18 protein-coding genes are annotated in these 21,388 nt (G+C 72.5%); 3 read left to right on the top strand and 15 right to left on the bottom strand.

Annotation, left to right across the window (positions count from 1 at the left end; translation table 11 throughout):
- Positions 1 to 50 precede the first annotated feature (50 nt).
- From RB614_RS00135 to pepN, 8 genes are all read right to left on the bottom strand, one after another.
- The gene (locus RB614_RS00135) at positions 51 to 2,429 is read right to left on the bottom strand and encodes a ComEC/Rec2 family competence protein (RefSeq protein ID WP_308710203.1); all 2,379 of its coding nucleotides are present in this window, start codon (positions 2,427 to 2,429) and stop codon (positions 51 to 53) included.
- A complete protein-coding gene (locus RB614_RS00130) occupies positions 2,426 to 3,187 on the bottom strand; it encodes a ComEA family DNA-binding protein (protein WP_308710510.1) in 762 nt (253 codons plus the stop codon). The genes RB614_RS00135 and RB614_RS00130 overlap by 4 nt, the downstream gene beginning before the upstream one ends.
- 1,413 nt (positions 3,188 to 4,600) lie before the next feature.
- Positions 4,601 to 5,437 (bottom strand): DegV family protein, encoded by an 837-nt coding sequence (locus RB614_RS00125; RefSeq protein WP_308710202.1) that lies wholly within the window; start codon positions 5,435 to 5,437, stop codon positions 4,601 to 4,603.
- Positions 5,438 to 5,462: 25 nt separating this feature from the next.
- Positions 5,463 to 5,840, bottom strand: coding sequence for a hypothetical protein (locus RB614_RS00120; protein WP_308710201.1), 378 nt, complete (start codon positions 5,838 to 5,840; stop codon positions 5,463 to 5,465).
- Positions 5,841 to 5,875: 35 nt separating this feature from the next.
- The gene (locus RB614_RS00115; RefSeq protein WP_308710200.1) at positions 5,876 to 6,505 is read right to left on the bottom strand and encodes a histidine phosphatase family protein; all 630 of its coding nucleotides are present in this window, start codon (positions 6,503 to 6,505) and stop codon (positions 5,876 to 5,878) included.
- A complete protein-coding gene (gene rsfS, locus RB614_RS00110) occupies positions 6,502 to 6,885 on the bottom strand; it encodes a ribosome silencing factor (protein WP_308710199.1) in 384 nt (127 codons plus the stop codon). Before rsfS ends, RB614_RS00115 begins: the two co-directional genes overlap by 4 nt.
- Before the next feature lie 53 nt (positions 6,886 to 6,938).
- Positions 6,939 to 7,532, bottom strand: a complete 594-nt coding sequence (gene nadD, locus RB614_RS00105) for a nicotinate-nucleotide adenylyltransferase (RefSeq protein ID WP_308710198.1) — start codon at positions 7,530 to 7,532, stop codon at positions 6,939 to 6,941.
- 45 nt (positions 7,533 to 7,577) lie between these two features.
- Positions 7,578 to 10,031, bottom strand: a complete 2,454-nt coding sequence (gene pepN, locus RB614_RS00100; RefSeq protein WP_308710197.1) for an aminopeptidase N — start codon at positions 10,029 to 10,031, stop codon at positions 7,578 to 7,580.
- Positions 10,032 to 10,205: 174 nt separating this feature from the next.
- On the opposite strand from pepN, the gene RB614_RS00095 reads away from it, so the two are divergent.
- Positions 10,206 to 10,424 carry a DUF397 domain-containing protein gene (locus tag RB614_RS00095; protein WP_308710196.1) on the top strand — a complete coding sequence of 73 codons (219 nt, stop codon included), beginning with the start codon at positions 10,206 to 10,208 and terminating at the stop codon, positions 10,422 to 10,424.
- An 8-nt stretch (positions 10,425 to 10,432) separates the two neighbouring features.
- Here the strand turns inward: RB614_RS00095 and RB614_RS00090 are convergent, their stop codons facing one another.
- Entirely contained in the window at positions 10,433 to 10,936 is a 504-nt protein-coding gene (locus RB614_RS00090; RefSeq protein ID WP_308710195.1) for a helix-turn-helix transcriptional regulator, read from the bottom strand.
- A gap of 350 nt (positions 10,937 to 11,286) precedes the next feature.
- On the opposite strand from RB614_RS00090, the gene trpS reads away from it, so the two are divergent.
- Both trpS and RB614_RS00080 read left to right on the top strand, forming a co-directional pair.
- Positions 11,287 to 12,264, top strand: a complete 978-nt coding sequence (gene trpS / locus RB614_RS00085) for a tryptophan--tRNA ligase (protein WP_308710194.1) — start codon at positions 11,287 to 11,289, stop codon at positions 12,262 to 12,264.
- Positions 12,265 to 12,297: 33 nt separating this feature from the next.
- On the top strand, positions 12,298 to 13,929 hold the full coding sequence (locus RB614_RS00080) for an MFS transporter (protein WP_308710193.1): 1,632 nt from the start codon (positions 12,298 to 12,300) through the stop codon (positions 13,927 to 13,929).
- Between the two features lie 1,129 nt (positions 13,930 to 15,058).
- Here the strand turns inward: RB614_RS00080 and RB614_RS00075 are convergent.
- From RB614_RS00075 to RB614_RS00050, 6 genes are all read right to left on the bottom strand, one after another.
- Positions 15,059 to 15,469, bottom strand: coding sequence for a GNAT family N-acetyltransferase (locus tag RB614_RS00075; protein ID WP_308710192.1), 411 nt, complete (start codon positions 15,467 to 15,469; stop codon positions 15,059 to 15,061).
- Positions 15,470 to 15,531: 62 nt separating this feature from the next.
- Entirely contained in the window at positions 15,532 to 17,004 is a 1,473-nt protein-coding gene (gene obgE, locus RB614_RS00070) for a GTPase ObgE (protein WP_308710191.1), read from the bottom strand.
- Positions 17,005 to 17,391: 387 nt separating this feature from the next.
- Positions 17,392 to 17,649: a 50S ribosomal protein L27 gene (rpmA, locus tag RB614_RS00065; RefSeq protein WP_308710190.1), complete on the bottom strand. Its 258-nt coding sequence runs from the start codon at positions 17,647 to 17,649 to the stop codon at positions 17,392 to 17,394.
- Positions 17,650 to 17,661: 12 nt separating this feature from the next.
- Positions 17,662 to 17,976: a 50S ribosomal protein L21 gene (gene rplU / locus RB614_RS00060; protein ID WP_308710189.1), complete on the bottom strand. Its 315-nt coding sequence runs from the start codon at positions 17,974 to 17,976 to the stop codon at positions 17,662 to 17,664.
- 141 nt (positions 17,977 to 18,117) lie between these two features.
- Positions 18,118 to 18,666: a hypothetical protein gene (locus RB614_RS00055; protein ID WP_308710188.1), complete on the bottom strand. Its 549-nt coding sequence runs from the start codon at positions 18,664 to 18,666 to the stop codon at positions 18,118 to 18,120.
- A 10-nt stretch (positions 18,667 to 18,676) separates the two neighbouring features.
- Complete coding sequence (locus RB614_RS00050; protein ID WP_308710187.1) at positions 18,677 to 21,370, bottom strand: Rne/Rng family ribonuclease; 2,694 nt, start codon at positions 21,368 to 21,370, stop codon at positions 18,677 to 18,679.
- Positions 21,371 to 21,388 lie beyond the last annotated feature (18 nt).

Below are 21,388 nucleotides of genomic sequence, written 5' to 3'. Positions count from 1 at the left end.
GCTGGTTCGTGGAATATCACGTTCGCTCACTCGATCGGGTTGCCGACGAATCACTGTGTGCCAAAGCGGACAAACCACCACGGCGGATCGCGTCCTCGGGCCGCGACGGCCAGCTCACCACCCCTGGTACGCATCGCCGCGACGTCACCGTCCACATCGGTGCGCAGCACCCGCGCCCCGCCACGAGCCAGGCGGGAGAGCACCGCCACGCTCGGGTGGCCGTACCCGTTGTCCACTCCCACCGACACCAGCGCGAGCGCGGGATCCACCGCATCGAGGAACTCAGGATCTTGGTAGCCGCTCCCGTGATGGGCGACCTTCAACACGTCCGCGCGCACGCCTGCCGCGCCCATCCGGTCGAGCAACGCCCGCTGCTCCTCACTTTCCGCGTCACCGGCCATCAGCACGCTCAGCCCGCCGGCGGAGACCCGTATGACCAGGGAGTTGTTGTTGGGATCGGAGCGCGTGCCGCGCATCTCGTGCGGCGGCCCGACCACCTCGACCCGCACCTGCCCCACCACGCGGGACCAACCCACGGTCACCGCCTCGACCGGCAACCGGCGGCTGGCGGCAGCCCGCATCACGAGGTCCCGCCCGTACGCCGGCTCCGGCCACGCCGTCGTCACCACCGCGCCGACCGACCGTCCACGCAGGACACCGTCGAGCCCGCCGACGTGGTCGGCGTGGAAATGGGTGACCGCAAGCAGAGGCACCGCCCGCACGCCGTGGCGGCGCAGGCACCGGTCCGCCGCGGCCGCGTCCGGACCCGCGTCGACCACCACCGCCTGCCCCGGACCGACGGGCACCAACACCGTGTCGCCCTGCCCCACGGAGCAGACCGCCACAAACCATCCCTCTGGTGGCCAGCCCGACGCCACGAGCCGAACCGGCAGCGCGCCGATCACCACCGCCACGGCGACCACTGCCGCGAGACGGCGTACGACCCGGCGGCGCGCCGCGACCAGGAAGGCCACCGAGATCCCGCCAAGCAGCAGCGCGCCGAGGACGCCGTCGGGCCACGGCAGGTTGCCGGAGGGCACGCGCGCTCCGTACCTTGCGACCAGCACCAGCCACCACGCCGGCCACCCGCCCAGCCACGCGGCGAACGCGGCACCCGCCGGCCAGACCGGAGACACGACCGCCGCACCCACGCCGAGGAGCGTGGCGGGCGCGATCGCGGGAACCGCGAGCATGTTGGCCGGTACCGCCACCAGGCTCACCGCGCCGGAAAGCCCGGCCACGACCGGCCCGCAGGCGAACTGCGCGGCGGCCGGCACGGCCAGTGCCTCCGCGGCCCCGGCCGGCACCCCCGCACGCCGCAGCCCGTCGCGCCAGCGCGGTGCCAGCAACAGCAGGCCGCTGGTGGCCAGGACGGAGAGCGCGAACCCGGCGTCGCCGGCCAGCTCGGGATCCCACACGACCAGCACGGTCACCGCCGCGGCCAGTGCCGGCACGGCCGCACGCGGACGCCCGCTGGCGAGGGCGATCAGTCCGATGGCGCCCATCGCGCCGGCCCGGACCACGCTGGGCGACGGCCTGGCCAGGATCACGAAGCCGGCGAGCGCTATGGCGCACAGGGCCGCCGAGAGCCATGGGCCGGCGCGTGCCCAGCGCGCCACCAGCAGTACCGCGCCGATGACGATCGCCACGTTGGCACCGCTTACGGCAACGAGGTGAGTCATGCCGGTCGCCCGGAAGTCGTCGTCGACGGCCGGATCGAGCCGGCTGGTGTCGCCGACCACGAGGCCGGGCAGCAGGCCGCCGGGCTCGTCGGGCAGCGGTGCGCAGGCACGCTGGAGGCCGGCGCGGAGCGTACCGGCGGCCCGCTGCGCCCAGGACGGCTCGCCCTGCCGCACGGGTGGACCGGTAGCCGAGAGCATCGCCGCGCTGAGGTCGCCGCGACCGGCTGGCAGCAGCCGCCCGGTCGCCGTCAGCCGCTGCCCCGGCAGGAGGTCACGCCACTGTGGATCGCTCGCGAGGACGAGAACCCGCGCCCGGACCGCGATCGCGCCATCCGCCGGCCGTACGCCCCGCAGGTGGGCGGCGACCAGGTAGGTCTGCGGCCGCCCGGGCAGCGAACGCACCGGCCGCGGATCGTCGCGGACGACCAGTTCGACGTCGACGCGGGCATGCTCGCGGACCAGCGCGGCGATCGGCTCCGCGTCGCGTGTGGCCACCCGGGCGGCCGTCGCCGCACCACCGCACACGGCGCCGAGCAGCAGGCTGGCGACGACCCAACCATGCGGTAGCGGTCGCCGCCGCATGACCACGACCACAGCGCCCGCGGCCAGAGCGACCAGCACCGCGACCACGACGACGCCGCGCACAGGGATATAAAGGGCGGCCAGGGCGGAAAGCCAGGTCGCCACCGCCAGGCCGGCCAACCGCAGGTCGGGCAGGCGCGGGCTGGCGGCATCCGGCGCGCTCATACCGTCACCAGCTCTTTGAGCTGCTCGTAGCGGGTGTCGCCGATCCCGTCGACCTGCCGCAGGTCGCTTACCGTCCGAAACGGGCCGTTCTTTTCGCGGTGGTCGAGGATCCGCTGAGCGAGCACCGGACCGACGCCGGGCAGCGTGTCGAGCTGGGCGAGGGTGGCCGTGTTGAGGTTGACCTTGCCACCCGCGGCGCCACCGCCGGTCGAGCCGTCGGGCGGTGCACCACCGGCCGGGTCACCGGGTGGCGCGGTCACGCCGACGAGGATGAACTCGCCGTCGATCACCTTGCGGGCGAGGTTGAGCAGGGCGATGTCGGTGCCGGGAAGCACGCCGCCGGCCGCGGTGAGCGCGTCGGCCACGCGCGAGCCCTCGGGGAGCCGCACGAGGCCGGGCTTGCGGACCTTGCCGGCCACCGCCACCACGACCTCACCACCGGCGGCCGCGGTCGCCCGATCCGCCTGGGTGTCGCCGGTGGCCGCGGGAACGGGCTCGGCCGTCACGGGATCGGCGCGAGGCCGTGAATACCAGGCGATCGCCGCCGCGACCAGCACGACGACCGCCGCCACGGCCGCGAGTGCCCGCACGCCGCGCCGCCCCGGATCGAACGCCGACCCACCGCCGGCCCGGCTCGGCCGATCGTCGTCACGCCCGTCTGCCTGACGCGCCGCAGCGAGACGACGCGAGCCCTCCGATGCTGGGTCACCCACCCGGCCAAACCGCTCGGCAGCACCCGATGGGCCGGCCGCCGCCATGCCGGGAGGGCCACCAGAAGGACCACTCACCACCCCACCCGCCACGGCGTCCGCCGAACCAGCCACGACCACGCGCGCCGAGCCAGCAGAGGGGCCACCCACCGAGCCCGACCAGCCAACCGCCACCCCGCCCGAAGGGCCAGGAGACGGACCACCCGCCGCGCCCGACGAACCTGCCGCCATCCCGCCCGCAGGGCCAGCTACGGGGTAGCCGATGCCGGAGCCACCGTCCAATGCCGACCGTGGGGGGCGAGGGACCGCACGGCCAGCAACGCGCGGAGCCGCTGGCGGCGAGCCGGGCGGGCCGTAGAGCGCGCCGTGCCCGCTGGACGTCGCTGACATGAAGTCGGACGCCAGGGGATCGTCGGGCAGGACGCCGGAGACGGCATCACCGGCAGCACCCCACGCGCCCCATGAAGAGTCGGCCACGGCGGGACCGGCGCCACCGCGTGCGACCGGCGACGTAGGGGCCGGCTCCCCAGGACGGGCCGGCGGCCAACCCGGAGCGGCAGGACCAGCGCCAGGAGCACCGCCGGCGTGCGGCATGGCAGCGACAGCGGCAGCACGACCACCGTCTGACGCGGCCGGACCAACGCCGGGACCGCGGGCCGCGGCGACAACGCCATCCCCAGTGGGGACGGCCGGATCCGCGCCGGCAGCGGCGGCGCCCCTCGGCAAGGCCGCGACACCCGTGGCACCGCCGCCACCCGGCACAGCCAGACCGGCGACCGACCAAGCCGCGACACCAGCAGCGCCGTCGCCATCCGGCGCGGTCGGACCAGCGACCGGAACGCCGACCGACCAAGCCGCGACATCGGTGGCATCGTCGCCTGACGCGGCCGGACCAGCGACCGACCAAGCAGCGACACCAGCGCCACCCGACGCGGCCGGACCAGCGACCGGAACGCCGACCGACCAAGCCGCGACATCGGTGGCATCGTCGCCTGACGCGGCCGGGCCAGCGACCGGAACGCCGGCGGTGGGAGCTGCGGCCGTGACGGTGGAAGGGTCAGCGCCGGCCCGCGGTGGCAGGGCGGAACGTGGTAGTGGGATGTCCGGCTGGGGAACAGGCGCCCGGCCCGATGCGCCACTGGCCGGTGGGAGCAGGCTGCCACCGGCATCCGCTCGCGCGGTCACGCGGTGGAGGCGTTGCCGCACCGCGGTCTGCTGCTCGTCTCTCGATGCCCCGTGCACGCAGCGACGCTAGGCCCGATCACGAGGCCGGCGCTGGACCGGCGGGCTTCGCTGTGGATAACCGGGACGCCTGTGGAAAACGCCCTGATCAAGCAACAATCTGCTACCCCAGCAACAATCGGCCACGCCAGAGAGCTGTGATCGAAGCTCCTTCCAAGTCGTTCTAGCGACTTGAAAGGAGCTTCGATCACAGGCAGCCGGGGAGCGAGCCCGAGAGAGCTACGCGCGGCGGTGGATCACGATTCCCAGCAGGCCGGGGCCGACGTGGGCGGCGACCACCGCGCCCACCTCTGTCACGTACCGCTCGTGTAGGCGCTTGCCCAGCCGCTCGCTCAGCGCCTCGGCCACCGCCGCCGCCCGGTCCTCGGCGCCCAGGTGGTGTATGGCGGCGTCCACATCGGACTCGGCGGCGGTCTCCACGGCCAGGTCGAGGAGGCGGGCGAGGCCACGGCTGGCGGTGCGGACCTTGTCGCGCAGCACGATCGCGCCGTTGGACACGCGCAGGATCGGCTTCACCGACAGCGCGGTCCCCAGCAGCGCAGACGCCGGCCCTATGCGGCCACCGCGGCGGATGAACTCGAGCGTGTCCACATACAACAGCGTGGTGGTGCGGTCAATGGCCTCGGTAGCCGCTCGGCGTACCCCCTCCAGGTCGGCACCCTCGACGGCGGCCGCGGCGGCCGCGAGCGCCGGGAAGCCGAGGCCCATGCCCGTGGATCGTGCGTCGACCACCGCGACGCGCTCCCCCACCTCGGCCGCGGCGAGGGTGGCGGACTCGACGGTGCCGGAGAGCTCGGCGGAGAGGTGCACCGACACGACCCCGGCCGCACCCGCGTCGAACAGGCGCCGGTAGGTGGCGGCGAAAGTCTCGGGCGACGGCCGCGAGGTCGTCACCGCGACCCGCCGCGCGCTCAGTGCCCGGGCCACCTCGGCGGAGGTGGCGTCCAGGCCCTCCCGGCCCTCGACGCCGTTGATCACAACGGTGAGCGGGACGACGGTGAGGTCGTGACCGGCAGGGAGGTACGCGGTGGAGTCCGTAACAACCGCGACACGCATGCCGGCACGGTAGCGGATCAGGCTGTCAACGCGACATGATCTCCGTGACCACGAACGGCGTCCCCTGCTGGCAGGTGGTCATCATGCCCTGCTCCACCCGCCCGCGGACCGTGAGCGTGGCGCCGATCGGCAGGTCGTCGCGGCTGACCCCGGGGCCGGAGATCAGCAGGTACTGGTCGATCAGCCGGCACCCCGGCTCGACGCCCTGCACGATCGTGCCGCTGATCTCGATCGACGCCCCGGCCGAGGGCTTGCCCGACGGCGTCGGGGTAGGAAGATCCTCGGGGAGAGAGGACGACGGGGACGGGGACACCGCATCACCTCCGGAGGAATCGTCGGTGCCGGCACACCCGCCGAGCAGCACGGCGGCCACCAGGACGACAAGAGCGCGGCGAATACCCATGTCAGATGCGACGTTACCCAACCGCACGCGGTTCCTCACACGGGCGACGGAGTGGGGCGGTGGGCGGACGGCCCGGTGTTGTGCGCGCGCAGCCACCACCCGCGGACCGGGTCGTGGCCGAGATCGGTCCAGTGGCAGTTTTGCAGCGGACCCACCCGGCGCAGTATGTCCGGCGTCCAGCCGAGCAGGAAGCCGCAGCCCTGCCGCGCCGCGCCGCCATGGGTGGCCACCACGACGGTGCCGCCGGGCGCCTGGTCGGCCGCCTCCTGGAGCGCCTGCCCCACGCGTTTGCCCAGGTCGTCGAGGGTCTCCACGTCACAGCCCTGCGGCTGCTCGCCGGCCCGCCAGCGGGCGTGCTCGGTCGGGAAGCGCTCGGCCACCTCGGCCATCGTGAGGCCCTGCCACTCCCCGTACGAACGCTCGCGCAGCCGCGGGTCGGTGCGCACCGGCAGCCCGGTCAGCGCGGCCAGCGCGGCCGCGGTGTCGGCGGCCCGCCGCAGGTCGCTGGCGACGATGGCGTCGGGGTGGAAGGCGGCCAGCAGCGGCGCGGAGGCCGCCGCCTGCTCGCGGCCGAGATCGTTGAGAGGGGTGTCGGTCTGACCTTGGACGCGGTCCGTGGCATTCCAGTCGGTGTTGCCGTGCCGCCAGACGATGAGACGGGTCATTCCGCCTCGACCAGGGCCCGATCCACGAACGGGATCGTCGGGCAGTCCTTCCACAGCCGGTCGAGGGCGTAGAACTCACGCTCCTCGGTGTGCTGCACGTGCACCACGATGTCGACGTAGTCGAGCAGCACCCAGCGGCCGGCGCGCTCTCCCTCGCGCCGCACTGGCTTCGCCTTTTCCGGGAGGCTGGCCAGTGCGTCCTCGATCGCGTCGACGATCGCCTGCACCTGCCGCTCGTTGGGCGCGGAGGCGAGCACGAAGGCGTCCGTGATGACCATCTGGTCGGCCACGTCGATGATGACGATGTCCTGCGCCTTCTTGTCGGCGGCGGCCTGGGCGGCGCTCAGCGCCATCTCACGGGCGCGCTCGGATGCACTCACCCGACTAGCCTCTCATACCGGCTCACGCGCCGCGCAGCGATAAAGGCGACAAATCACCTGTAAAGGCGCCTCTTGGCGATGTACTGCACCACACCGTCCGGCACGAGGTACCAGACCGGCTTGCCCATCGCGACCCGCGCCCGGCAGTCGGTCGACGAGATGGCCATGGCCGGCACCTGCACAAGGCTGACCGTGTCGGCGGGCAGATGGTCGTCGGAGAGCGCGAACCCCGGCCGGGTCACCCCGATGAAATGCGCCATCTCGAACATCTGGTCCGTGTCTTTCCAGGACAGCATCTTCTGCAGCGCGTCGGCGCCGGTGATGAAGAAGAGCTGGGCCTTCGGGCCGTACTCGGCGCGCAGGTCACGCAGCGTGTCGACGGTGTAGGTGGGGCCATCGCGGTCGATGTCGACGCGGCTGACGTGAAACTGCGGGTTGGAGGCGGTCGCGATCACGGTCATCAGGTAGCGATCCTCGGCCGGGCTCACCGCCACCTCGGCCTTCTGCCACGGCTCGCCGGTGGGGACGAAGACCACCTCGTCGAGCGCGAACCGGTTGGCCACCTCGCTCGCCGCCACGAGGTGCCCGTGGTGGATCGGGTCGAAGGTGCCACCCATGATGCCGATCCGCCGCGTATCGTCCGCCATTGCCGAATCGTAGATCGTTACTGAACGGAACCGTGCCGCGACCGCTCAGCCCCGGGCCGCAAGCGCCCGGCGCAGGTCGTCGTCCGCGTCGATCACGACCCGGCGCAGGCCGGGCTCCAGGTCGTCGCGGGCCAGCAGCGCCGCGGCCGCCTTTCGGGTCGACGCCGCCACGGCGTAGCGGGGAAACGCACTCTTCGCGACCTGGTCGGCCGCCCAGGGGGTACGCAGCCGCGCGGCGGCCGGCATCTCGGCGAAGTAACGCTCCACATAGGAGCGGGTGAGGTCGGTCTGCTCGGGCTGCCAGAAGCCTTCGGCGTTCGCCTCGACGAGGCGGTTGGAGAGGGTCGTGTCCTCGGTGACCACCCGCCACGCCTCCGCCTTGGCCGCCGGGTCGGGCAGGGCCGCCCGGCAGCGGGCCGCACACTGCTCGCCGGTCGCGCTCCGGTCGTTGGCCAGCTCCGCCTCGATCCGGTCCGGGCCGGCCGCGCCGAGCACCACCAGCCGCTCGCACAGCGCCCAGCGCAGGTCGGTGTCGATTCGCAGCCCCTCAGGCACCCCCTGGCGCTTGAGCCAGCCGGCGAGCCGGCGCGCGTCGGTGCTCACCTCGATGAGCCCGCGGGCCGCCGCGAGCTGCAGCGAACCGCCGGGTGGCGCGGTCGCCAGCAGCCGTTCGCAGGCCATCGCCACCGGCTGTAGCGCGATCTCCCGCGGCACCGGATCGAGGTAGCGGTCGAGCAGGTCGCGGGTCATGCCCAGCACCCCCTCGACCACGAGCGGCTCGGTCTCCAGCGGCAGTGCGGTGATCACGAGCGCGACCAGGTCGGCGGGCGATGCGTCGCCGTCGCGCACCGAGTCGATGGTGGTCGACCAGAGCACCGCGCGGTCGAGCGAGTCGTCCAGCGCCGGCAGGATCCCGGGTACCGCCGCGGCCGAGGCGGGGTCCAGGCGCACCTTGGCGAAGGTCAGGTCGCCGGAGTTGACCAGCAGCAGGTCGGCCGCGGGCTCGCCGGCCAGCTCGGCCACCTCGGTCCGCTCCCCCACCACGTCGACGGGTACGCGCTGGCGCAGCGCCGGCCCGTCGTACACGCCGAGTGCCACGCGGTGCGGGCGGGTCGCCCCGGTCTGTGCGATGTGGACACTCTGGTATCGGCCGTCCACAGTGGTCACCTCGGCGCGCAGCGTGTCGACGCCGGAGCGGCGCAGCCACAGGTCGGCCCAGCCGCTCAGGTCGCGCCCGCTGGCCGTGGAGAGCGCGGCGAGCAGGTCGGCGAGGGTCGCGTTGCCGAAGCGGTGCGCCGCGAAGTGTGCCCGCAGCCCGGCGAAGAAGGCCTCGTCACCGAGCGAGGCGACGAGCTGGCGGAGCACCGAGGCGCCTTTCGCGTACGAGATGCCGTCGAAGTTGAGCAGCGCGTGCGCCGCGTCGGCCACCTCCTCCGGCGCCACCGGATGGGTGGAGGGGCGCTGGTCGGCGACGTACCCGGAGGCCTTGCGCCGCAGGCCGAACGTGGTCCACGACCGGTCGAACCGGGTCGACTCGCCGGTCACCCGCACGCCGAGGTACTCCGCGAACGACTCGTTGAGCCACAGGTCGTCCCACCACCGCATGGTCACCAGGTCGCCGAACCACTGGTGTGCCATCTCGTGCGCGATCACCACGGCCCGCCACTCGCGGTCGCCGTCGGTCACGGCGGAGCGGAAGATGTAGTCGTCGCGGAGCGTCACCAGGCCGGGGTTCTCCATCGCGCCGGCGTTGAACTCCGGCACGAACGCCTGGTCGTACTTGCCGAACGGGTAGCGGATCCCGAAAAGCTCGTGGAACCGGTCGAAGCACGCCTTGGTGATCTCGAAGACCTCGTCGGCGTCCTTGTCGAGGTGGGGCGCGAGCGACCGCCGGCACAGCAGGCCGAGCGGGATGCCGTCGTGCTCGTCGTAGCGGGCGTGGAACGGGCCGGCGACCAGCGACACGAAGTACGTGGCCAGCGGCGGCGTGGTCGCGAACCGCCCGCCGCCCTCGGCTGCCCCGTTGGCCGCGACGAGCCAGCCCTCCGGCGCGTGCACGGTCAGCGTGACCGGCGCCTTGAGGTCGGGCTGGTCGAAGCAGGCGAAGATCCGCGGCGCGTGGTCCAGGAAGGACATCGCGTACAGGTAGGTCTCGCCGTCGGCCGGGTCGACGAAGCGGTGCAGCCCTTCACCGGTGTTGGAGTACGCCATGTCCGCCTCGACCACCAGCTCGTTGACCTCGGCGAGGCCGGAGAGCGGGAGGCGGTTGCCATCGAACGTCGACACGTCGAGCGGTGTGCCGTTGAGCCTCGCCGACCGCAGCTCGGCCGGCTTGACCTCGGCGAACGTCGCGGCGCCCGGGCGGGCCGAGCGAAACCGCACCGTCACCGCCGAGCCGAAGCGCTCGGGACCCCCGGTCACGTCCAGCTCCACTGTGTACGACTCGACGGTGAGCAGGTCGGCGCGTTCGGCCGCTTCGGCCCGGGTGAGGCTACGCATCCGCCCATCCTGCCCGATCCGCCGCGGTATAGCCTTCGTCGCGAACCGCCCCTCGCGAGCCGAGCTCGCGCAGCGAGCGCCGAGAGTGGGAAAGTCAGCTCGCGCAGCGAGCACCGGGAGTGGGAAGTCAGCTCGCGCAGCAAGAGCCGGGAGTGGAAAGTGAAGGAGCAAGCGATGGCCCAGCACCCCAAGGGTGACTTCGACCTGAGCCGCGCGGTGTGGCAGCGGGCCAAGGGCGACGAGTCGGAGAGCGCGGTCGAGGTCGCCTTCGTCGACGACCTCATCGGCCTGCGCAACTCCGGAGAGCCGGAGGGCCCGGTGCTGGTTTTCACCAAGGACGAGTGGGACGCCTTCGTCGGCGGTGCCCAGGACGGCGAGTTCGACATCGACTGACCGGGCGCTCAGTCCATCAGCTCGCGGACGGCGTCCATGCGGGCGATCCGCGGCGCGAGCCGGCGAAGCTGGAGTGCGAGGTTCATCGCCACGAGCACCGGCTCCTCGTCGGGCAGCTCGTAGCCGAGCCGGCGGCGCAGCCACTGCGCGATCTCGGCCCAGCTGTAGAACGACGTGTCGCAGCCGGGGTTGAGCGGTGGCGGGAAGCCGCCCGGCCCCTGCCGGCCGACCGACCAGAGCCGCACGATCTCGCGGGACCGCCCGATCCGGGCCGCGACATCGGCGAGCCTGACCCAGTCGCCGGTCGCCACCCGCACCGGGCGGAGCCCGGCCGACTCGGCGTCGCGCACGGCCGCCGTGACCGCCTCGGCCAGGTCGGGCGCGTGCCGCCGCACGACCACCGCGCCGATGCCGTCGCGCGGCCCCGGAGCCGGGGCGAGACCGTCATACGACCGGAGGACGGCGCTGCCCGGCACCCCGGCCACCACGAGCACGAACTCCTGAAGCTCCACGACCCCCTCCTCCGGAACTCCGGCCACCACGGCCAGCGCGCGGGGCGGGTCGAGCTGGGTGCCCGGGCTGCCCGCCGGGCCCGCCGCCGGCCGACCACGCCCCTTTGAACCAGGCCCCAGTGAAGCCCACCCCCAGGCCCCACCGGAGGAGCCAGCACAGGGGCCAGCACCTGGCCCCCTGCTACCGTGGACCACATGCGCACTACGCTCCGGCACCTCGGCTGGTGGACCGCCTGACGGGCGGCCCACCCACGTTCGCGCAGACCCAGACACACGACGGCCGCCCCCTCCGGGCGGCCGTTTCGCGTGCCCGGAGCAGGGCGGCTCCCGTACCAGAAAAGGAGCCTGAAATGACGACCACCGCGACCCTCACCGGTTTCAAGCCCACCGGCCACCTCCAGCTCGGCAACCTGCTCGGCGCGATCCGGCCGGTCGTCGCCGCGCAGCGGCGGACGCGGCCGGTGACCTTCGTAGCCGACCTGCATGCGATGACCGTGGCCCACGACCCGGCCGGGCTGCGCCAGCTCACCCTTGAGGTGGCGCAGCTGCTGCTCGCCGCCGGCGTCGACCCGGACCGGAGCCTCTTCTACGCGCAGTCCCAGGTGCCCGAGCACGCCGAGCTGCACTACCTGCTGGAGTGCGCGACCCGGTACGGCGAGGCACACCGCATGATCCAGTTCAAGGAGCGGTCGTCGAGGCGGGGTGCCCGGCTGAGCCTGCTCACCTACCCGGTGCTGATGGCCGCCGACATCCTGCTGCACGGCACGGCCGAGGTGCCGGTCGGCGAGGACCAGCGGCAGCACGTGGAGCTGGCGCGCGACGTGGCCACCCGGTTCAACACCCACTATGGACAGACGTTCGTGGTGCCGCGCGCGGTGAAGCCCGAGGTCGCCGCGCGGGTCATGGATCTGTCGGACCCGACCGCGAAGATGAGCAAGACCAGCGGCGCGCCGGGCACGATCTTCCTGCTCGACCCGCCGGAGGCGATCGAGCGAAAGGTGATGCGAGCGGTCACCGATTCGGGTGACACGGTCAGTTACGAGCCCGAGACCAGGCCGGGGGTGGCAAACCTGCTGGAGATCCTCGCCGGCTGCGCGGGCGGGTCACCCGCCGCCCTCGCGTCCGGCTTCACCTCGTACGGCGCGCTCAAACGGGCCGTGGCCGAGGCGGTGGTCACGACCGTCCGGCCCATCCAGGTCCGCTTCGCCGAGCTTTCCCGCGATCCCGGGTACGTGCGGAGGGTGCTCGCCGACGGCGCCGAGCAGGCTCGGGACGTAACCGCCGAAACCGTGCACCGGGCTCGGAGGGCACTGGGCCTGATCATGTGACACCGACGCCACCTGGGGGAAATCATGGAACCCATGAGCACACCGGCCCGTAAGGAGCACAGCCCATGGCTGGTGCTGGCGACGCTCTGCCTCGGCTTCTTCATGATCTTGCTTGACACCACGATCGTCAATATCGCGATCCCGGACATGAGCACTGATCTCGACGCGTCACTGGACCAGATCCTGTGGATCGTCAACTCATACGTGCTGGTCTACGCCGTCCTCCTGATCACCGCCGGCCGCCTCGGTGACCTGTACGGCCCCAAGCAGCTGTTCATCATCGGCCTGGTGGTGTTCACGCTCGCCTCGGCCGCCTGCGGGTTCGCCACCAGCCCGGGCCAGCTCGTGGTCGCCCGGGTCGTCCAGGGCGTGGGCGGTGCGCTGCTCACCCCGCAGACACTCTCGGTGATCACGGTGATCTTCCCGCCGGAAAAGCGCGGCGCCGCGTTCGGCATCTGGGGCGCCGTTGCCGGCGTGGCCACGGTCACCGGGCCCACGCTCGGCGGCTACCTGGTCACCGACTGGGGCTGGGAGTGGATCTTCTTCGTCAACGTACCGGTCGGCGTGGTCACCGTCGCCCTCGCCGCGGTCGTGATGCCCAAGCTGAAGCTCAACCGCCGCCACCGGCTGGACTGGGTCGGCACGCTGCTCGCCACGGTCGGCCTCTTCCTCATCACGTACGGGCTGATCGAGGGTGAGTCACACCACTGGGGCGACGTGTGGGGCCCGATCACGATCCCGGAGCTGATCGGGGCCGGCGTCCTGGTGATGGTGATCTTCTTCCTGCACCAGTACGCGACCCGCGCCAAGGAGCCGCTCGTCCCGTTCTCGATCTTCTCGGACCGCAACTTCTCGCTGATGAACTGGGTGGTCGGCGCGATCGCGTTCGGCATGCTCGGGCTCTTCCTGCCCCTGGTCATCTACCTGCAGTCGGTGATCGGGCTGAGCGCGCTGCAGGCCGGTGTCGCGGTCGCCCCGATGTCGCTGCTCTCCATGGTCATCGCCCCGTTCGCCGGACGGGCCGCCGACCGGATGGGCGGGAAGTGGATCCTGTTCACCGGGCTCACGCTCTGGTCCGGCGGCATGGCGCTGGTGGTGTGGCTGGCCCGCGCGGACGCCGGCCAGTGGACCCTCCTCCCCGGCCTGCTGGTCGCCGGCACCGGCCTGGGCATGACGTTCGCGCCGCTGCAGACGATCGCGATGCGCGACATCGCGCCCCGCATGGCCGGTGCCGCCTCCGGCCTGATCAACACAAGCCGCCAGCTCGGCGGCGTGATCGGCTCGGCCGCGGTCGGCGCGCTGCTGCAAGCCCGGCTGGCGACCGAGCTGCCGCGGGCCGCGCAGGACGAGGCCGGCGCGCTGCCCGAGCAGTACCGGGGGCAGTTCGTGAGCGGGTTCAGCGAGGCGAGCACCGGCAGCCTGCACGTGGGCGCGGGACAGACCGGGGTGCCGCTGCCGCCCGGCCTGCCGGAGCAGGTGAGGCAGGTGATCGCGGGGGCGGCGGAGAGGGCGTTCCGGGAGGGCTTCACCCACGCGATGCGCCTGACGCTGATCCTCCCGCTGGCAGTCCTCGCCGCGGCGGCCCTCTCCTGCCTCTTCATCCGCGGCCGCACCCGCACACCCGAACGCGAACGCGACACCGCACCCGCCGCGGTCGGCAGCTAGTGCGGTGGCCACTGACGTTCACCGGGTGACCGGCGGCCTTCGGCCGCTGGTCACCCGGGCCGGCGAAGCCGGCAAAGGTTAGTGGCCAGCGCACTAGGCGACCACCGCCTTGAGTCGGGTTCGGCCGCACCGGGTTGCGGTGATCGTCCGCCCGCTTTCCGCGTAAACCGCCGGGAAAGACGCGGGTAGACCCCTCGGCGTCGGGGGTGCGGCGCCCTCGCCGCTGCCCGTGATCTTGGGGTGGGCTACCGCGCCTGCCCGAGAATGCGGGCGTTCTCGGCGGTCGGCGCCGTCTCGGAGTGGGCCCTTTCCTTGGTCGACGCGGGGCTGGTGGGGTTGCGGTACGTCCGTGCGAAAAACCGCCCCGCCTGGGGCAGCGATTCGCCACGGACAGCTTGGCGACCCCGTTGCTCCCGCAGCTACCCCTCCGCGGTTCACACCCGGGCCCGCGCGGACAGCGAAGCGCCCGGCCGGCCCGTGGCAGTGGGCACTGTCGGGGAACCTACCCTGTGCGAGCGCATTAGGTCCGGACTGTTGCTCTCGCGGCCTCACCCTCCGCGTCTGGTCGCGGTCACCGCTCCACTTGCCTCCGGCGGGAGCAGATCCGAAGCCGATCTAGAACGTTTAGGGCTCTATATCCGCCCTAAGCGTTCTAGATTCACAACCTACGAGAGCAGGCGCCGCCTACGGGGCGGGCCAACCGCGGAGGGGTGAGACCGCGGGGGCAACGGGTCTGGACCCAATGCCACTCACCATAGGGCTGAGCCGTCCGCGTTCACAGGCTTGTCCACCCGACCCCACCGTCCACCCGAGGCCGATGACCGGAGCCACCCCGGCGATAAACGATCAAGGACGAGCGATTTGACCGGCGGGGTAGCCATCCCACCTTCCCCGCCTCGATCAAAGGAAAGGCGCACGCGGCCCGACAGCCAAGGACACTGTCACCGGCGGACAAGACATCCCACGTGCACGCTCACCGAGACCACCCCGACCACCAGCAACGGCCGCGTCCTCGGCGGGCACGGATCCTCCTTGCTCACAGAGGTAGCCCACGGCAGGCCCGACCTCAAACCACGGTGAGTGACATCGGATCCGGACCAGCGCGGACGCTCAGGCAGGCGAACCCAGCTCAGGCGGCGACGAGGATGCGCTTTTCGAAGCCATGCGCCGGGGTCCTGCCGTAACCGGCGGAGCGGAGCAGCGCCAAGGCGGCCGGAAGGTAAACACCGGCCTCCAGCCGCAGCACCACGTGGCCGGCGTCGAGGGCCATCTCCTCCAGCGCGGCCAGTATCTGGCGTGCGATGCCCCGGCCGCGAAAGGCCGGGCGCACGTACATGCGCTTGATGGCGCCGACCTGCGGATCGAGTGCCTGGAGTGCGCCGCAGGCGACGGCGCGCCCGTCGACCACGCCCACCAGGTGCTGGGCGTGCTCTTCGAAGTTGACGTCCAGCCCGCCGCCGGCTTCGCGGAGCTCCCGCTGCAACGCCGTTATCAACATGCCCAGCTCGGCGTCGTTGACAGGGCGGGCTTCGATCAACACCGGTCCAAAGTAGCCGGACGCGATTTCCGCCAGGTTTCGTGCATGTGGCCCGAATACGGACACTATTCGTCCGTGGAGTCCGGCTCCAGAACGTCGTTCCCGGTCACGGAGCCGGGCGAAACGACCGCGCCGCTCCTCGGGTCGCGCTCCGGCTGGCGGGCTCGGTGCGCGGCCAGGCGCTCGGCCGCGGTGGCCCGCCCCGAGGGCTCCTCGAGCCGGGCGTCGGTGCCTCGCGGGCCGGCCGCGTACGCCCCCGCGGTCGGGTGCCAGTCGAACTCCCGGGCGCCGATCCGCACCAGGTCGCCCGGCTCGGCGCCCGCCTTGGCCAGCGCTTCTTCGACGCCGAGCCGTTCCAGCCGGTCGGCGAGGAAGCCCACCGCCTCGTCGTTGTCGAAGTTGGTCTGCCGCACCCACCGCTCGGGCCGGGGGCCGCGTACCACGTACGCCCCGTCCTCCGCGGTGACCGTGAACCCGGCGTCGTCCACCGCCGGCGGGCGGATCACGATGCGCGTCGGCTCGGGGGCGGGCGCCTGCTCGCGGGCCTGCCGTACGTGTTCGACCAGCGCGTAGGTCAGCTCCTTGAGCCCCTCGCGGGTCGCGGTGCTCACCTCGAAGACCGGCAGCCCGCGCGCCTCGATGTCGGGGCGGGTGATCTCGGCCAGGTCGCGGGCGTCCGGGACGTCGACCTTGTTGAGCACGACGAGGCGGGGGCGGTCGGCGAGCCCGCCGTACTCGGCAAGCTCCGCCTCGATCGCGTCGATGTCGCTGAGCGGGTCGCGCCCCGGCTCCAGCGTCGCGGCGTCGACCACGTGCACGAGTACGGCGCACCGCTCGATGTGGCGCAGGAACTCCAGCCCGAGCCCCTTGCCGGTCGCCGCACCCGGGATCAGCCCCGGCACGTCGGCGATGGTGAACGTGTTGTCGTCCACCCGTACGACGCCGAGGTTGGGCACCAGCGTGGTGAACGGGTAGTCGGCGATCTTCGGTTTGGCCGCGGAGAGTACGGAGATCAGCGACGACTTGCCGGCCGACGGGAAGCCGACCAGCCCCACGTCGGCAACGCTCTTCAGCTCCAGCACGACGTCGAGCCGGTCGCCGGGCTCGCCCAGCTCGGCAAAGCCGGGCGCCTTGCGGCGGGAGCTGGCGAGCGCCGCGTTGCCCCGGCCGCCCCGGCCGCCCCGCGCGATCTCGATCGTGGTGCCGGCGCCCACCAGGTCGGCGATCGTCTCACCGCCGGTGGTCTGCACGACCGTGCCGTCCGGCACCTTCAGCACCAGGTCGGCACCGTTGGCGCCGTCGCGGTTGGAGCCCTGGCCACCCTTGCCGTTCTCCGCCTTGACGTGCGGCCGGAAGTGGAAGTCGAGCAGCGTGTGCACCTGCGGGTCGACGGTCAGCGACACGCTGCCGCCGTGCCCACCGTTGCCACCGTCGGGGCCGCCGAACGGCTTGAACTTCTCCCGGTGGATGGAGACGCACCCGTGCCCGCCGTCACCCGCCTGAAGGTGCAGCACGACCCGGTCGACAAAGGTCGCCACGTCCCGATCCTCTCAATCAAAGGGCCGCCGGGCACGCCCGGCGGGGAAACCAATCAACACCGCCGGCCACGCCGGCAGCGAAACCGAACCAATCAACACCGCCAGGCACGCCCGGCGAGGAAACCCATCAACCCCGCCGGACACGCCGACGAGGAACCATCAAGCCCGCCGGACACGCCCGGCGAGGAACCAATCAACACCGCCCGGCACGCCGGCAGCAAAACCGAACCAATCAAGGCCGCCGGCCATGCGGCCGGCGGAGCCCGAACCGGTCAAAGGGGCCGCCGGACGCGCCGGCGACGGAACGAACCGATCAAGGCCGGCGACCGATACAAGCGAAACGGGCCGGGACCCGAAGGTCCGCGGCCCGCTCGGAAAGCCGAGATGCTACTGCTGCACCGGCACGACGCTGACGGTCTTGCGCCCGCGCTTGGTGCCGAACTGGACCGCGCCCGGCGCCAGCGCGAAGAGCGTGTCGTCGCCGCCGCGGCCGACCAGGTCACCGGGGTGGAACTTGGTGCCGCGCTGGCGGATCAGGATCTCGCCCGCGCTGACGACCTGACCACCGAACCGCTTCACGCCGAGGCGCTTAGCCTGCGAGTCGCGACCGTTGCGCGAGCTGGAAGCACCCTTTTTGTGAGCCATTTCGCCTCGTCCTTACTTCCCGCTCGAGATGCCGGTCACCTTGACCTGGGTCAGCGGCTGGCGGTGGCCCTGGCGCTTGTGGTAACCGGTCTTGTTCTTGAACTTGTGGATCCGGATCTTGGGGCCCTTGGTGTGGGCGGCGATCTCGGCGGAGACCGAGACCTTCGCCAGCGTGGCCGCATCGGTGACCAGGTCGTCACCGTCGACGAGGAGCACCGCGGGGAGCGTCACCGCATCGCCGGGCTCGCCGACGAGCTTCTCGACCTCGATCACGTCGCCCTCGGCGACCTTGTACTGCTTGCCGCCGGTCTTGACGATCGCGTACATCGGACGCGGACTCCCTGTCGCTAAACGGATGAATCACGGGCACACAGAGCTTTGAAGGCACAAAGATCCGGACGCACCGAACGTGCGCCACAGGCAAGAATACGCCACCGCCCGGCGCGCCACCAAATCGGCAGCGGGCCGCTACTCGGAGCACAACGTGTCGAGGCGTTGCTGGAGCTGGTCCAGCTTGGCACTGTCCACGCTGTCGATGTCGGCGCGCATCGTGCCGACCTCGACGCCGATCTCGTTCAGGAGCGTGCGCAGCCGCCCGTCGGTGGCCTTGGCCGCCTGCTCCTTCATCGCGTTGGACCAGGTGGCGAGCGCCGCCTCGGCCTTCTGCCGGGCCTCGTACTCGGCTTTGCCGTCGCCCTTCCCAGCCGCGTTGAGCATGTTGCCCAGCTCGGCCAGGAACGTCGTGACCCCCTTGCCGCCGGCGGCCATCGCGTCGGCGCAGACCTGCTTGGCGTTGCCCGCCGCCGGCCCGGTCTCGGTCACACCCGGCGAGGCACCACCCGGCGAGGCACCACCCGGCGAGGCGCCGCCCGGCGAGCCGCCGCCCGGCGCCGCTGACGTCGGGTCGGGCGCCACCGGGGCCGACGCGGAGGGCGAGGCGTCCGGACGATCCGCCGAACATCCCGCCCCCGCGAGCACGAGTGCGACCACGACCGCCAGCAGAGGGGATCGGCTCATGGGGCAGAGCCTACGGGCGGGTGCGCCGCCGAGCACCACCGCGCCGGGTCCGCCGCCGGCCACCCGAACCGGCGGCCGCCTCCTCGGCGTCGTCGTCCTCGTCGAGCCCGTCCGGGTCGTCGGGGCCGGCCAGGCGCATCGGCTCCACGGCGTCGGTCACGACCGGGTCGTCCTCCATCGCGTTCTCGTAACGCGACAGGTCGTACCCCATGGTGTCGTCTTCGTCGTAGGCCGGCGCCGCCGGCTCGGCGACGGCCGGCGCTTCGCTGGCGGCCTTGCGACCCCGGCGGCGGCCGCTGGTGACCGTGCCGGACGACCCGTTCGACGCCGAGGCCGCGGCGACGGCCTTGACCTTGTCACCCGCGCCGGAACCCGAGCCGGACCCGCGGGCCGGCACCGGTTCGGTGTGGATGATCAGGCCGCGCCCCTTGCAGACCTCGCAGGTCTCGCTGAACGCCTCCAGCAGCCCCGCACCGATCCGCTTGCGGGTCATCTGCACCAGGCCGAGCGAGGTGATCTCGGTGACCTGGTGCTTGGTGCGGTCGCGCCCGAGGCACTCGGTGAGGCGGCGCAGCACGAGTTCGCGGTTGGACTCCAGCACCATGTCGATGAAGTCGATCACGACGATGCCGCCCAGGTCGCGCAGCCGTAGCTGGCGCACGATCTCCTCGGCCGCCTCGAGGTTGTTGCGGGTGACGGTCTCCTCCAGGTTGCCGCCCGCACCGGTGTACTTACCGGTGTTGACGTCGATGACCGTCATCGCCTCGGTGCGGTCGATGACCAGGTGGCCGCCGGAGGGGAGGAAGACCTTGCGGTCGAGCCCCTTGAGGATCTGCTCGTCGATCCGCTTCTCGGCGAAGACGTCGACCGCGCCGGTGTGCCGCCGCAGCCGGGCCACGAGGTCGGGCGAGACGTGCTGCAGGTACGACTCGACCATGTCGTACGCGCCGTCGCCCTGCACCACGAGCTCGCGGAAGTCTTCGTTGAACAGGTCACGGACGACCCGGATGACCAGGTCGGGCTCCTCGTAGAGCAGCGCCGGGGCGCCACCGTCGGCGGCCCGCGCCTGGATGTCCTCCCACTGCGCCTGCAGCCGCTTCACGTCGCGGGCGAGCTCGTCTTCGCTGGCCCCCTCGGCGGCGGTACGCACGATCACGCCGGCGCCGTCCGGCACGAGCTTCTTCAGCACGTCGCGCAGGCGCTTGCGCTCGTTGTCGGGGAGCTTGCGGCTGATGCCCGAGGCGTTGCCGTGCGGCACGTACACCAGGTGCCGCCCGGAGAGGGCGATGTGGCTGGTCAGCCGCGCGCCCTTGTGGCCGATCGGGTCCTTTGTGACCTGCACGAGCACCGAGTCGCCAGACTTGAGGGCCTGCTCGATCGAGCGGGCCCGCCCCTCCAGGCCGGTGGCGTCCCAGTTGACCTCGCCCGCGTACAGCACGGCGTTGCGCCCGCGCCCCACGTCGACGAAGGCCGCCTCCATGCTGGGCAGGACGTTTTGCACCTTGCCGAGGTAGACGTTGCCGGCCATCGTGCCGGCCGAGGCGCGGGTCACGTAGTGCTCGACCAGCACGCCGTCTTCGAGCACCCCGATCTGGGTGCGGTCGCCGCGCTGGCGCACGACCATCACCCGGTCGACCGCCTCGCGGCGGGCCAGGAACTCCGACTCGCTCAGGATCGGCGGGCGGGTGCGGCGCTGCTCGCGACCGTCGCGGCGGCGCTGGCGCTTGGCCTCCAGGCGGGTCGAGCCGGAGACGCCCTGCACCTCGTCCGAGCCGCGCCGCGGCTCGCGGATCTTGACGACCGTCGGCACGCCGTCGTCGGCGCCGGACTCGACGTCGCTGGAGCCCTTGCGGCGGCGCCGGCGGCGCCGGCGGGTCAGCGGCTCGCCGTCCTCGTCTTCCTCGTCGTCGGCCGCCTCGGCCTCGGCCTCCGCCTCGTCGGCCTCGTCGTCGGCCGGGCCGCGCCCGCGACCCCGGCCGCGACGGCCCCGGCGCCGCCGGCGGCGGCCGGCGCCTTCCTCGTCGTCTTCGTCTTCCTCGTCCTCTTCCTCGGCCTCCGCGGCGGTGCTCTCCGCGATGACCTCGGCCTCCGCCTCGGTGGCAGCCGCCTCGCCGGTACGCCGTCCGCGGCGCCGCCGGCGCGAAGGCTCGGCGGTCTCCGTGGCCTCCTCGGTGGCGGCCGCCGCCGGGGCGGCCTCGGGCGCGGCCGCCGGTTCCGCGGCCTTCTCGGCGCGTGCCTTGCGGGTGGTCTTGGTGGGCGGCTCGTCCTCGGCCTCGGGCGCCATGAAGAGCACGGTCGGGGCGGACAGCGCGGCCCGGCGGCGCCGGCTCCCGCCCTGCGTCTCGGCCGGCTCCTCGACCGCCGCGGGCTCGGTCACCACGGCCTCGGTGACCGGCTCGGCCAGCGGCTCGGCCGCAGCGGTCGCCTTCTTACGCCGGGTACGTGTCGCCTTGACCGGAACGGCCTCTTCCACGACCGGCGCGGCTTCCGTAGTGATTTCCGGTGCTGCGCCCGATTCGTCCGGCGGGACGACTTTACGCCGGCGCCGGGTCGTTGTGGTCGCCTCGGCACCCGGCTCGGCGGGCTCGGCCGCCTTGCGCCGGGTGGTCCGGGTGCGCTTGACCGGGGTGGTGCTGCTTTCGGCGGTATCGCCGGCCGGCTCGGAACCGGTCCGGTCACCGCCCTCTGGCTCGTTGTCGAGCATGGGCGTTCTCCAGTTCTG

The organism is Phytohabitans maris (assembly GCF_031085175.1).
In the GTDB taxonomy this organism is placed as follows: domain Bacteria; phylum Actinomycetota; class Actinomycetes; order Mycobacteriales; family Micromonosporaceae; genus Phytohabitans; species Phytohabitans maris.
This window is presented reverse-complemented; position numbering and strand designations above follow the sequence as displayed.